The organism is Streptomyces sp. NPDC088785, from assembly GCF_044750685.1.
Lineage (GTDB): Bacteria > Actinomycetota > Actinomycetes > Streptomycetales > Streptomycetaceae > Streptomyces.
Genome location: NZ_JBIVKH010000006.1, coordinates 329422 through 342135, shown reverse-complemented (window position 1 = coordinate 342135; position 12714 = coordinate 329422). Strand labels below are relative to the sequence as shown.

The following is a 12714-nucleotide window of genomic DNA, read 5'->3' as shown; positions in this document are numbered from 1 at the left end:
CACCGCCGAAGATCCGGAAATCGTGCGCGTAGACGAAGACCGTACGGCCCTCCACCGTGCCCCACCCGGTGACCACACCGTCGGTGTACGGCTTCCTGTCCTCCAGCCCGAAGCCCACCGCCCGGTGCCGGCGCAACTGCTCGACCTCGTTGAACGACCCCTCGTCCAGCAGCAGCCCGATCCGCTCACGCGCGGTCAGCTTGCCCTTCTTGTGCTGGGCCTCGGTCGCCCGGTCGCTGGGGCCGGCCAGCGCCTCGCCGCGCACGAGGGCCAGTTCCGCGGCGCGCTCGCGGGCGCCGGACGCGTCCATGAGGACCCGGGGCATGTCATTCACAACGGTCACGGCGTATCCCTCCCTCGGGTGCGGCGGACATGATGTTCCCGCACATTAACAAACCGCAAGGAAGGTTTGTATTTGCAGGTCACACCGCACACTCTGATTCGGCCAAGCACGTACGGGGCGGCGGCTCACCGCCAGGTGTAGGGCGAGCGGTAGGGCCCGGCGGGCCGCTCGGGGTGCCACTGCGGGACCTCGGGCGGTGCGGCCTCCTCCTCGCCGGCCGCGCGGGCCGCCAGGGCGGAGACCAGCACGACGGCCACGGCGGCCAGCTCCTCGTGGCTCGCGTGCCCGCGCTCCACCCTGAGGACCGGTTCTGCGCTGCTCATCGCGGTCTCCTTCCTGTCGTCGCGGCGTTCCGTCACGCTCCGCCACCGCGCTTGAGAACCGCTCACGAGACGCTGGAGGGACCCTCGCCCGCCGCGGGCCCGGCACCCGCGCGGCGCGGGGCGCCCCCGGCGCGCGCCCCGCCCGCGCCGCCCGGCCGCCGCGGGCGGGGTGTAGCGGGAACCGGCCATCCCGTACGGAGTCTGTCCTTCCGTATCCCGTGCATACGGAACCTCGGGTACCGCTAGAAACAAAACCGGTTGGTAGGTATCTTCGGCCATCCGGGCACGCCACATTCAGCTCATGGGGGGAACCATGTCTGTGCACACGGTCAGCGGAGCGCATCTCACCCACACCACACCGGCCCCGGTGCGCGCGGCGGCACGCACCGGGGTCAGCGTGTTCCCGGTCCCGGGGCTGACGACCACCGTCCCCAAGGAGTTCGTGCACCGGGCCAGCGTGGCCGAGGTGCTGCTCACCGACTGGGCCGCCCGGGGCGAGGACCGCTTCACGGTCACCGCCCAGTGGCCGCGCGGGCACTCCTTCTTCACGCCGGTGGACGGCCGGCACGACCCGCTGCTGGCGGCGGAGACCCTGCGCCAGGCCGCGCTGCTCCTCGCGCACACCGAGTACGGCATCCCGCTGGGCCACAGCTTCCTGATGCGGGACCTGTCGATGGCGTTCGAGCCCGCGCAGCTGGCGGTCGGTTCCGCGCCGGCCGCCATCGAGGTGGAGGCCACCTGCACCGCCCTGGAGCGGCGCCGCGGCGCCGTCACCGGTTTCCGCATCGACGTCGTGCTGTGGCGCGAGGGCGAGGTCGCCGCGCGCGGGGGCGGCTCCTTCTCGGCCGTGGCCGCGCCCGTCTACCAGCGGCTGCGCGGGGGGCGCGGCCGCTCGGGCGTGCTGGCGCTGACCGCGCCCACCGCGCCGCAGACCGTGGGGCGCACCTCCCCCATGGACGTGGTCCTCTCCCCGCTGGGCCGGCCCGACGTGTGGCAGCTGCGGGTCGACGTCCAGCACCCGGTGCTCTTCGACCACCCCGTCGACCACGTGCCGGGGATGGCCCTGCTGGAGGCCGCCCGCCAGGCCGCCTCCGCCCACCTGGCCCGCCCCTGCCGGCTGCTGGCCTTCACCAGCGAGTTCGACACCTACGCCGAGCTCGACGCGCCCTGCCTGATCGGGATCGAGCCCGTCGCGTCCCCGGCGGGCGCCACGCACGAGACCCTCCTCGTGACCTGCCGCCAGGAGGACCGCCCCGTCTTCAGCGCCGAGATCAGCGTCGCCGGACCCGCCGCCCAGCACTGACCCCCACACCTCCCCCACCTCCCCCCACACCTCACACCTCCCACCCCTCACCTCCCCCTCCCCGCCTTCCCCTCCCCGCCTTTCGTCCCCGCCTTCCGTCCCCGAGCCCCGGGCACGCCCGCGGGCGCGAGCGGGCGGGGCGGGGCCCGTGCGGGGCGTGTGTGTGGTGCCGGGCCGCCGGTGTACGGCACCGCGCGGGCGGGCCCGGGCGCGGGGTCCCGCGGGGCGGGCCGGAGCGCCCGGGCGCGGGCGCGCGGGGCCGCGGGGAGGGTGCGCCCGCTCCGGGACCGGGGCGGGGCCGGGGCGGGGGGTGTCAGGTGTGCTCGGGGGGCGGGGCGGGGGGTGTCAGGTGTGCTCGGGGGGCGGGGCGGGGGTGTGGAAGGTGTGGAGGTGGTCGTGGGCCCAGGTCTCGTAGGTGCGCGGCGGCCGTCCGGTCAGTTCGCGTACGGCGTCGGTCACCTGGGCCTTGGCGCCCGCGTGCTGGCGGCGTGCGGAGTTCAGCAGTGCCTGCGCCAGTTCGGGCGGGTGGCGGCGGTTCCAGGCGGCGAGCGCCTCCTGCTCGCCCAGTTCCTCGTGGTGCAGCCGGCGGCCCAGCAGCCGGCCCAGGCAGGCCGTCTGCTCGCGGGCGCTGAGCGCCCGGGGCCCGGTCAGCACGTAGGAGCGTCCGGCGTGCCCGTCCCGGGTCAGCACCCGCACCGCGCACGCGGCCACGTCCCGGGGATCGACGCAGGAGTTGGCCGACGCCCCGTACAGCGTGCGCACGACCCCGTGCGCGCGCACGCCCGGCGCCCAGGCCAGGGTGTTGGACATGAACGAGCGCGGCCGCAGCAGGGTCCAGCGCAGCTGCGGCCCGTACCCCTCCAGCAGCGCCTCCGCGGAGCGCTGCCAGGCGGTGAGCGCGTCGTCGGCGCCCGGATCGAGCACGGCGGCGGCGGAGAGCTTGACCACCCGCTCCACCCCGGCCGCCCGTGCCGCGCGCAGGAAGCGGGCGTCGTCGTCCGCGCCGGGCCGGACCGTGATCAGCAGCGCGGTGCGCACCCCGGTCAGCGCCCGGCGCAGCGAGGCGGGGTCGGCGTAGTCGCCGCGCACCACCTCGCCGCGCCGCGGCGCCACCCGGTCCGGGCGGCGGGCCAGCACCCGCACGGCGGTCCCGGCCGGCAGCAGGCCCAGCACCTCGCGCCCCACCGTGCCGGTGGCCCCCGTGATCAGGATCATGACCCGCTCCACCCGCCCTTTTCCGGCCTCGTACGCCCCCGGCCGCTCCCCGGTGCCGGCCGGACGCTGTCCAAGCGACCGCAACGCCTCGTAGACTATACGTACTGGACGGTTTTTTTAGGAGAGTCGCGGGTAGCTGGACCGTGACGATAAGGAGGTGGACGTGCCGGAACCGAAACAGGACCGCGCGGTACGGACGCGCCAGGCCATCCTGGTGGCCGCTGCCAAGGTCTTCGAGGAGCACGGGTACAAGGCCGCGACGATCAGTGAGATCCTCGCGTCCGCCAAGGTGACCAAGGGGGCCCTGTACTTCCACTTCGCATCGAAGGAGGAGCTGGCCGCCGGGGTCCTCAGCGGGCAGGACCAGCAGCTGATCGTGCCCTCGCACGCCTGCAAGACCCAGGAGCTGGTCGACACGGCGATGCTGCACGCCTACCGGCTGCAGTCCGATCCGATGGTGCGGGCCGGGGTGCGTCTCACCCTGGACCAGCGGGCCGCGGGCCTGGACCGCACCGGGCCCTTCCTGCGGTGGGGCGAGGTCGCGGTCGGCCTGCTGACCACGGCGCAGGCGCAGGGCGAGCTGCTGCCGCACGTGGTGCCGGCCGAGACGGCCGAGGTGTTCGTGGGCTCCTTCGCCGGAGTGCAGGCCATGTCACAGGCGGTGTGCGAGTACCAGGACCTGCTGGGGCGGGTCTCCGCGCTGCTGCGGCACATCCTGCCCTCGGTGGTGCTCTCCTCGGTGCTGGCCTCGGTGGACCTCAGCGAGCAGCGCGGCGAGACGCTCAGCCTGGAGGCGTGCCGGGAGCCGGCCCTGGCCTGAGCACGGCGGACCGGGGGGGTCACCGGGCGCCGGTGATGGCGGCGCCGGTGGCGGTGGCGCCGGTGGCGGTGGTGGTGGCGGGGCCGAAGTAGGCGTTCAGGGCGGCCTCCAGCGCGTCGCCGCCCGGCGCCCAGGCGATGTAGCCGTCGGGGCGCACCAGCAGTGCGCTGGGCAGGTCGGGCACCTCGGTGTGCACCACCCGGTGCAGCAGGGTGCTCCAGCGGCCGGCGCCCCTGAGGTGGCGGGTGCCCGCGCGGGTGCACAGCAGCAGCGGGCGGCCCTGGCGCAGCAGGGTGATCACGTCGGTGGCGCCCCGTGCGGTGGTCAGGGGCCGGTTGTGCAGGAAGCGGCCCTCCCAGGGCGAGGGCCGTGCGGTGCGGGCGGGCAGCACCGTGTCCTGGGCGCTGACCATCGCGCCGAGCAGGCCGCTCTCGCCGCCGGCGGGCAGCAGCTGGGCGAACAGGGCGCGCAGCGGGTCCAGGGCCGGGTCGGGGCGCATCAGGGCCAGCTGGGCGCGGGTGTTGTCGATGACGGCGCGGGCCGCGGGCCGGCGTTCCTGGTCGTAGGTGTCCAGCAGGTCCTCGCCGGCCGCGCCGCGCAGGACCAGGGCGAGTTTCCAGCCGAGGTTGAGCGCGTCCAGCAGGCCGGTGCTCAGGCCCTGGCCGCCGATGGGGAAGTGCACGTGGGCGGCGTCGCCGGCCACCAGGACCCGGCCCGCCCGGTAGCGGTGGGCCAGCCGGGAGAAGTCGGAGAACCGCTCCAGCCAGCGCGGCGCGCTCATCGCCACCGGCCGGCCCGCGAGGAAGGACACCTCCGCGCGCAGCTCCTCCAGCGTCAGCGGGGCCCGCCGGTCGCCGTGCGGGCGTGCGCAGTTCAGGGTGCGCAGGTGCACCCGGCCGGCCCCGTCGTCCTTGACCACCAGCCAGCCGCGCGGCGTGCGCGTCCAGCCCTGCGCCAGGTCCCCCGCACGCTCCAGCCGCACCTGGCCCGCCATCGCCGCGACGGTCGCGGGAAAGACCTGCGAGGCGATCCCCGACAGCTCCCTGACCGTGCTGCGGGCCCCGTCGGCCGCCACCAGGTACTGCGCCGTGCACTCCAGCGGCCCCCGCGGCCCCTGCACACTGATCCGCACCCCGCCGGGCCCGCTGTCGACCCCCGTCAGCCGGTGCCCGCGCAGCACCCGCGCGCCCGCCGCCCGCGCCCGCGCCTCGAACGCCGCCTCCAGCTCCGCCTGCACACACTTCATGATCGGTTCCGGTTCCGAAGCCGGCGCCGTGATCGACAGCCCCGGGATCCCCGCGAAATGAAAAGCCCGCGTCGTCGCAGCCGGGACGGCCGAGGCCGGGGTGGCGGAGGCCGGGGTGGCGGGGGCCGGGACGGCGGGGGTCGGGGTCGAGGTGGGGGCCGGCCAGGGATCCGGGGCCGCCGAAGGGCCCGGGGTCGGCCAGGGGCCCGGGGCCGCCGAAGACTCCCCGCCCGGCCAGGAATCCGGGTACGTCGAGGGCTCCAGGGGTATCGGGCCCGGGGATCCCGCCGGGCCTGCCGATGCTCCCGGTGCTGCCGGAACCGTCAGTGCTGCCGGAACTGCTGGTGCTCCCGCAGCTGTTGGTACTCCCGGGGCTGCCGGGCCGGCAGACGCTGCGGGGCGGGCCCGGCCGGCCGGGCTGCCCAGTACCACCGGGCCCGCCGATGAGCCCCAGGGCATCGATGCCGCCGGACCTGCCGGTGCCGCCGGGGCCGCCGCTCCTGCTGGCAGGGCAGGGGCTGCCGGTGGGGCCGGTGGGGCCGGTGGGGCCGGTGACGTGGTGGTGGGGGCTGCTGATGTTTTTGATGCCGTGGGGGGTGCCGTCAACGAGGGGCCCGCGGCGCCGGACGGGCCGCCGGGCCGGGCCGGCTCGCTCAGGGCCCGGCCGTCGAGATGCCCGCGCCGCACCAGTGACTGCACCGTGCGTGCGTGCAGCGTCGTCGCCCGGGGCCGTTCACAGATCTCGGTCCGCGCCTCCAGCACCACCACCGTGATCCCCTGCTGCGCGAGATCCGCCGCCAGCAGCAGCCCCACCGGACCCCCGCCCGCGATCGCCACCTGTGTACGCGTCATCCAGGCCTCCCCCGACCGTGACCACCACGACCACCGCTTGCTCCACCGCCGCCCGGTGCACAACGGCGGAACCCGCCTCCCGCGCAACCGCCCCCGCACCACAGGTGCGAGAGGCCGTCACGGGTGGGGGAGGAAGCGGACCGTTTGGAAAATCCCGAGCTGGCGCGGCCTGAAATATACCGGCTGGCCGGTTCTTTGCAAGAGTCACACCGACTCCTCACACCCCGCCACGGCCCGCCCCGCACCACCCCGGCAACCCGCCCCGCAGCTCACCGGCCCCCTCCCAAAAGACCCGCCCCACACAGCCCCCGGAAACCGCGACCCAGCACGCCGGACGGGACCGTCCCTCCCCCGGCCGGCCCGGCCAGATACACCCCGCACCCGCCCGCCCACCGGGATCTAAGCCCCGCTCACCGGCTCTCCAGCCACGCCCCGTCCCGTCCCGCCCGCCCCGCGGGCCCGCTCCCCGCCACCCGGCCGGACCGGGAACACCGCCCTCGCCGCTCGGCGCAGAAACCCGCAGGCGATCACCTGCGGGGAACGGCCGGTTCCGGCCAAGGAAAAGCCCCGAACACCCCAGCCCCCGGGGAGACGCACCCCTCACCCCCGGACCCCCTCGCAGGCACCGTCCCGCACCACCGCCCGGGCGACGCACGCCCGCGCACCCCCGCCCTACAGACAGGAAACGCCCCTCACCACAGGCCCCGGCGGACGCGCCCCGCGCCACCACCAGCCCCCGCAGGAAACATCCCCCTCGCCCCCGGAGCCCCCGACGGGCGCGCCCCGCATCGCCATCCGGGCGACGCAGCCCCACCCGACGATCCCCGGCGGGGATACATCCCCTCGGGCCCCCGGTGGCCGCACCCCACGTCACCACCGGCCCCCGCACGCCCGGCCCCCTGATGGGCGTGCACGACACCCGCACCTGGCCGACGCAGCCCCGCACACCGGCCGCAGGGAACATCCCCCTCACCCTGGGCCCCCGACTGGGCGCCCGACTGGGCCTCCGACGGGCGCGCCCCGCATCGCCGCCCGAGGAACGCACTCCCGCACACCGGCCGCAGGGAACATCCCCTTCACCCCAGGGCCGCCGGTGGGCGCACCCGTGTCACCAGCGGCCGCGGGGAGCGTCTTCAGCGTTCTTCCTCGCCCTGGTCCCCGGTGGGCGCTCCCCGCGTCACCACCGGCCCCGCAGGACATGTCTGCCTCGCCCGGGCCCCGCTGGGCGTGCCCGGCACCGTCATCCGACCAACTCAGCCCCCGCACACCGGCACCGGCCCCGCAGGGGTGCGTCTCCTCGCGGCGGCGTCCGGCAGCGGCCCGTCCCCGTGCCCCGGCCGACAACGCCGGCACACCGACCGGCCCCCCGGCCCATAGACCGCCCGTCCCCCGCCCGGGGTGCCGGCGCGTCCCCGTGCCCCGGCCGACAACGCCGCTCCCGCGAACCCGGCCCCGGGGAAAACGCCCGCCCCAGCCCCTTCACGGGCACCGCCTACGCCCCACCCCGGAGAGGAAGGGGCGCACATCCTCACCCCGACCCCTGCACGCGCGCCCCCGCCCTCGCAACGCCACCGCCCCGCAACGGGAAACACCCCCACAGGGAGATCGACCCCAGGGGAATCTCCGCCCCGCACGGGGGGCCGCCCCGGGGCGGTCCGGCCCGGCACTCCTCCCCCGCACCAGCCACGGCCACCGGCCACCGGTCCGGGACACCCCCTCGCCCCCGGACCGCTCCGGGGGGGGGCGGCCTCCTGCACACCGACCGGCCACCCCCCTCACCCTCCCCAGCACACACGCAGACCGCCTCCTCCCCCGTCCGGGGTGGCTCCTCGCACCGTCCCGCGCACGAGGCCCTCCCCTCTCGCTCCGCGCCGGGGTACGCCCCCTCACCCCGCCCTGCCCGCCACTGCCCGCCCTGCCCGCCACTGCCGCACCGGACCGGGCCGGGCGCCCCCGGCCACCGCGGGCGCCCCCTGTCGCCTGCACCTGGAGCGTTTCTCGAGCGCCGTGTGCTGAAGTCGGCGGGCCCTGTCCGAAAAGAGTCAGTGGCCCGCCCACCCCACGCCCAAGGAGAAATCCGTGCCCACACGACGAACCGTGCTCAAAACCGGCCTCGCGGCCGCCGGCAGCAGCGCCTTCACCGCCGCAGCGCTCACCCCGACCCTGCTGCGCCGCTCGGAACCGGCCACCACCACCGCCGCGGCCACCACCACCGCGAAGTTCACCACCCCCATGCCGATACCGCCGGTACTGACCCCCTACTCCACCAGCGGCGGCATCGACCGCTACCGCATCACCACCCAGCCCGCCCAGGCCGAGATCCTGCCCGGCATCATGAGCGACGTCCTCACCTACGGCGGCCACTTCCCCGGCCCCGTCATCCGCGCCCGCTCCGGACGCCCCGTCAAAGTCCTGCACACCAACAACACCGACATGGGCACCTCCGTCCACCTGCACGGCGCCAGCGTCACCCCCGCCAACGACGGCTCCCCCATGGACCCCATCGAACCCGGCCAGTCCCGCCTGTACACCTACCCCAACAACCAGCCCCACGCCTCACTGTGGTTCCACGACCACGTCCACCACATGGAGTCCGAACACGTCTACCGCGGCCTGTCCGGCACCTACCTCCTGACCGACGACATCGAAGCCGCCCTGCCCCTGCCCGCCGGCCAGTACGACATCCCCATCTCCCTGCGCGACGCCGACATCGACGACACCGGCCGGCTGAACTACACCATGCTCGACTTCCCCCACCGCACCACCCTGCTCGCCAACGGCCGCGCCTACCCCTACCTCCAGGTCGCCGCCCGCAAATACCGGCTGCGCCTGCTCAACAACTCCAACCTGCGCTTCTTCAAACTCCGCCTCGCCGACGGCAGCGACATGATCCAGATCGGCTCCGACGGCGGCCTGCTCCCCGCCCCCCACCCCACCGACACCATCGCCCTGTCCCCCGCCGAACGCGCCGACATCGTCATCGACTTCGCCCGCTACCCCGTCGGCACCCAACTCGTCCTGGAGAACACCCTCCTCAACGGCGGCCCCGCCGACTCCCTCGGCCAGGTCCTGCGCTTCGACATCGTCCGCCAGGAAACCGACCCCAGCACCATCCCCGCCACCCTGCGCACCCTGCCCCCACTGCCCCAGCCCACCGTCCAGCGCACCGTCGTGCTCTCCCTGGAGGAAACCGGCCTGCCCGACGCCAAGGGCACCATCAACGGCAAGGTCTACGACCCCGACCGCATCGACACCAAAATCCGCTACGGCGCCAGCGAAGTCTGGACCGTCACCAACCCCAACCGCTTCTCCCCCCACAACCTCCACCTCCACCTCATCCAGTTCCGCATCCTCGAACGCAACGGACAACCCCCCACCCCCGCCGAATCCGGCCTCAAAGACACCGTCGCCGTCCAACCCGGCGAAACCGTCAAACTCCAAGCCACCTTCGACACCTACAAAGGCACCTACCTCTACCACTGCCACCTCCTCGACCACTCCGCCATGGGCATGATGGCCCAGTACAAAGTCAGCTGACCCACCCCCACACCACCACCCCGGCACACACCCGCCGCACCCCCGGCATCCCCCCACACCCCCCAACCCACCCACCACCCAGACACCCGTCCCCCTCCCCCGCCACCCCGCACGCCCCGCACGCCCCGCACGCCCCGGCACCCCGGCACCCGCCGTCGCATCGCCCCCCAGCACCCCGCCACACCCCGGCACCCCGCACGCCCCCAGCGTCCCGCGCATCTGACCCCGCGCATCCCCGACGCTCCCGGCACACCACAGCCGCCAGCTCCCCCGGCACGTCCCTCCCTCCGGTGCCACCCGCCGACCCGGCCGACACCGCCCCGCCCCCGGCGCACCCGCACCCCCGCCACCACCGGCATCCCCGACACGAAGCCTCCGCCAACTTGAAGTCGCAGGTCAAGGGGCTGGTGTGACTCGTGCCCATGGCGCTCACCCTGGTCGTAGGCGGGAGTCTGTGGGGAAGATCGTCCGCCAAGGGGTGGCTCGCGACTCCATGCCGGTTCTGCCGATGGCGTTCGGTTGCTTCATTCGGATCTTGCGAGGCTTGTCATACTGCCCGGATGGATAGGCAAGGCGTGGAGGCGGCACGGCGTTGGCTGGCTGATCAGGGCATCCACCAGGTACGCGACGGGTGGGTGAGCGACGAGAAGCCGGACGCGCTGCTCACCGCCAGCCAAGTGGCACATTCTTGGGCCGGTGATGTGTTCGCTGAGGACCTGAGTGCAGCCGACCAGGTGCGGTTGGCCTTCGGGCTGCTGGATCTCCTCGACGATTACTGGGTCACCTGCGAGATCCGATTCGCGGACGGAAGCGGAGAGGGCCTCTTGCCGGCCGACGTGCTGTGGGGCGGCTACCGTCAGCGGCTGGAAGCGGACCGGGACGTCGAGGCCGTTACCTACTCGCTGTGGGTGGACTGGTTCGAGGACCACACCACTTCCGCGACGGCGTTCGCCGAGGTCCTCGGAAAGGACATCGACCGAGTAGTGGCCGAGCGATCGGAAGCCCTGCTCCGCCGGGCCCGTCGGGTTCTGGAGTGTTCGGGCCCGGTGCGCTGGACGGTGAAGGAGCCGGCATACCGCACCGCCGCGCGGCTTCCTGCCCTGCACTCAGCTATCTTCCTCGGTCTTCGGGCGAGCTTCCACGACGTCGACGGTGACCTGGAACCGGCCGCCGCACTGGCCCTCCTCGACCAGCTAAGTCTTCCCATGAACACCCAATACCTTGCCGAACTGCGGTACGTACTTGCCGCAGGGCACAAAAACCACCACCGCAGTCCCGGTGCCTGGGACGATGCGGTTCGCTCCTGCTCAGGTAGCTGAACTGTCCGATTCCTGCTCGCTACGCCTCGGCTGCCTTCTACGATCCGGTGCATGTTGGATCCCGAGCTGCTGGAACGGATCACTGCGCGACGCGCGGAACTGGACGAACTCGAAGAACAGCTGGCCAAACAGCTGGCGGACGTGCGGGCCGAACGGGACGAACTCGCTGTCGCCGAACGGGTCCTTGAACGGATGACCGGGCAGCTCGCCGAGGAACGAGCCTCCGTCGGGCCGGTGCCCGGGCAGGTGGGCGGCCGGACAGTGATGCTGATCCCGCACCGCGAACCGGGCGTGGAGGAAGACTCGCTTCCGTGGGATTACCAGCGCATCATCGCCGCCGTGCGGCAGGCCGCAGGGCCAGTCATGGCCCGCGAGGTTGGCGAGGTAGTAGGAGTGGACGTCAGCGTGCGGTCCAAGCTGGAACCGCTACGCAGCAGGCTGGTCAGACTCGTCGATCGCGGCTGGCTGCGGAAACTGCCCGACGGTCGGTTCACCACCCGCCTGTGAGCAGGAACGCCGCCGCGCGGAGTGGCTCGGAACTGGCGTAACCGGGGTGCTCCCGGAGGCCGTTGATTTTGTGTGACGAATACCAAAGAGCTCCCCGAGGACACCTGCTCGCTTGTCTATCAGTGCCGTCTGCCGCTGTCCACGCGCACCGTCAACCACCTCGCCGATCTGCTCAGGCGCCACCTGAAGGCGATTCGGTCCCGGTGGCGGATCCTGCCGCCGGGGAGGATCGCGGTGATCGTCCTGGCCGTACTCCGTCACGACCAGCGCCTGGCCGACATGGCCGGCGGCAACGACGTGTCCGAGTCCACCGTCCGCCGCTGGCGCGACGAGCTGATCGGACTGCTCGCCGCCCAGGCACCGCGCCTGGACCGCGCCCTGAAGCAGGTCGCCAAGCAGGGCGGGGAAGTGGTCCTGATCGACGGCACCCTCATCCGCACCAGGCGGCGCACCGGAAAAGCCGACCGGCGGAACTATTCCGGCAAGCACCGCAGCCATGGCCTTCACTTCCTCGCCCTGACCGACGAAAAGAGACGCCTAATCTGGATATCCGCAGCCCGGCCCGGCCGCACCCACGACAACACCGCCGCCCGCCACGACCACATCCTGGCCCACCTGCGCGCCGCCAGCCTCGGGGCGCTGGCCGACCTCGGCTTCCGCGGCCTGGACAACGACATCCTCGACCCCGTGATCGTCACCGGCTACACCGCCACCCGCACCCATAAGCTCACTCCGGGCCAGAAGGAAGCCAACCGCGTCCTCGCCGTCGTACGCGCACCGGTCGAGCACGGCTTCGCCCACCTCAAGAACTGGCGGACCCTCACCAAACTCCGCACCGACCCCGCCCGCGCCACCCAGCTCCTGCGCGCCCTGCTCGTCCTAACAAACCTCGAAGTCAACCGCTGACGGACGATCTTCGCCGGGGGCTCCCGCCCACGACCAGCATGAGTACCCCGAGGTCCAGTCACACCAGCCCTTTGACCTGCGAATTCAGGTTGACGGCAGCTCACCGCAGTGCACCCGAAGCCACACGCCGCACCCGCACCCGCACCCGCACCCGCACCCGATGCAATTCCCCGCACCCCGCAACGGCCCGCACCACCACACCCCAACGCCCCCGGCCCCAAAGGCACTTCCGGCAATTGCACCCCGCTGCCGGCGTACGGACCCTTCATTCACCCCGGATACCCACCGGCGAACGTCCCCGGCTCTGACCGCGGACAACAGCAACAACAACGGCGGGGACGGC

10 protein-coding genes and 1 pseudogene are annotated in these 12714 nt (G+C 73.5%); 6 read left to right on the top strand and 5 right to left on the bottom strand.

From position 1 onward, the window contains the following. Both ACIP5K_RS20440 and ACIP5K_RS20435 read right to left on the bottom strand, forming a co-directional pair. Nucleotides 1-325, bottom strand: a 325-nt coding sequence (locus tag ACIP5K_RS20440) for a carboxyl transferase domain-containing protein (RefSeq protein ID WP_401411376.1), incomplete at its 3' end; no start/stop codon positions are given. A 143-nt stretch (nt 326-468) separates the two neighbouring features. Further along, nucleotides 469-666: an acyl-CoA carboxylase epsilon subunit gene (locus ACIP5K_RS20435; protein WP_401411352.1), complete on the bottom strand. Its 198-nt coding sequence runs from the start codon at nt 664-666 to the stop codon at nt 469-471. A 313-nt stretch (nt 667-979) separates the two neighbouring features. On the opposite strand from ACIP5K_RS20435, the gene ACIP5K_RS20430 reads away from it, so the two are divergent. Further along, complete coding sequence (locus ACIP5K_RS20430; protein WP_401411350.1) at nt 980-1969, top strand: ScbA/BarX family gamma-butyrolactone biosynthesis protein; 990 nt, start codon at nt 980-982, stop codon at nt 1967-1969. Nucleotides 1970-2314: 345 nt separating this feature from the next. Here the strand turns inward: ACIP5K_RS20430 and ACIP5K_RS20425 are convergent, their stop codons facing one another. Further along, the gene (locus ACIP5K_RS20425) at nt 2315-3184 is read right to left on the bottom strand and encodes an NAD(P)H-binding protein (RefSeq protein ID WP_401411348.1); all 870 of its coding nucleotides are present in this window, start codon (nt 3182-3184) and stop codon (nt 2315-2317) included. A gap of 163 nt (nt 3185-3347) precedes the next feature. Here ACIP5K_RS20425 and ACIP5K_RS20420 point away from each other — a divergent pair, with 163 nt between their 5' ends. After that, nucleotides 3348-4004: a ScbR family autoregulator-binding transcription factor gene (locus ACIP5K_RS20420; RefSeq protein ID WP_401411346.1), complete on the top strand. Its 657-nt coding sequence runs from the start codon at nt 3348-3350 to the stop codon at nt 4002-4004. A gap of 19 nt (nt 4005-4023) precedes the next feature. Here the strand turns inward: ACIP5K_RS20420 and ACIP5K_RS20415 are convergent, their stop codons facing one another. Together ACIP5K_RS20415 and ACIP5K_RS20410 are read right to left on the bottom strand one after the other, a co-directional pair. Beyond that, nucleotides 4024-5283, bottom strand: a complete 1260-nt coding sequence (locus ACIP5K_RS20415) for an FAD-dependent monooxygenase (RefSeq protein WP_401411374.1) — start codon at nt 5281-5283, stop codon at nt 4024-4026. Between the two features lie 645 nt (nt 5284-5928). Further along, nucleotides 5929-6102 (bottom strand): annotated as a pseudogene (locus ACIP5K_RS20410) (FAD-dependent oxidoreductase); the annotation flags it as partial. 2079 nt (nt 6103-8181) lie between these two features. On the opposite strand from ACIP5K_RS20410, the gene ACIP5K_RS20405 reads away from it, so the two are divergent. The 4 genes from ACIP5K_RS20405 to ACIP5K_RS20390 all read left to right on the top strand — a co-directional run bounded on the left by ACIP5K_RS20405 (nt 8182) and on the right by ACIP5K_RS20390 (nt 12371). Continuing rightward, nucleotides 8182-9639, top strand: coding sequence for a multicopper oxidase family protein (locus ACIP5K_RS20405; protein WP_401411343.1), 1458 nt, complete (start codon nt 8182-8184; stop codon nt 9637-9639). 635 nt (nt 9640-10274) lie between these two features. Then, nucleotides 10275-10958, top strand: a complete 684-nt coding sequence (locus ACIP5K_RS20400) for a hypothetical protein (protein ID WP_401411342.1) — start codon at nt 10275-10277, stop codon at nt 10956-10958. Nucleotides 10959-11009: 51 nt separating this feature from the next. After that, entirely contained in the window at nt 11010-11465 is a 456-nt protein-coding gene (locus ACIP5K_RS20395) for a hypothetical protein (protein ID WP_401411340.1), read from the top strand. 72 nt (nt 11466-11537) lie between these two features. After that, complete coding sequence (locus ACIP5K_RS20390; RefSeq protein ID WP_401411339.1) at nt 11538-12371, top strand: transposase family protein; 834 nt, start codon at nt 11538-11540, stop codon at nt 12369-12371. The last annotated feature ends 343 nt before the right edge of the window (nt 12372-12714 follow it).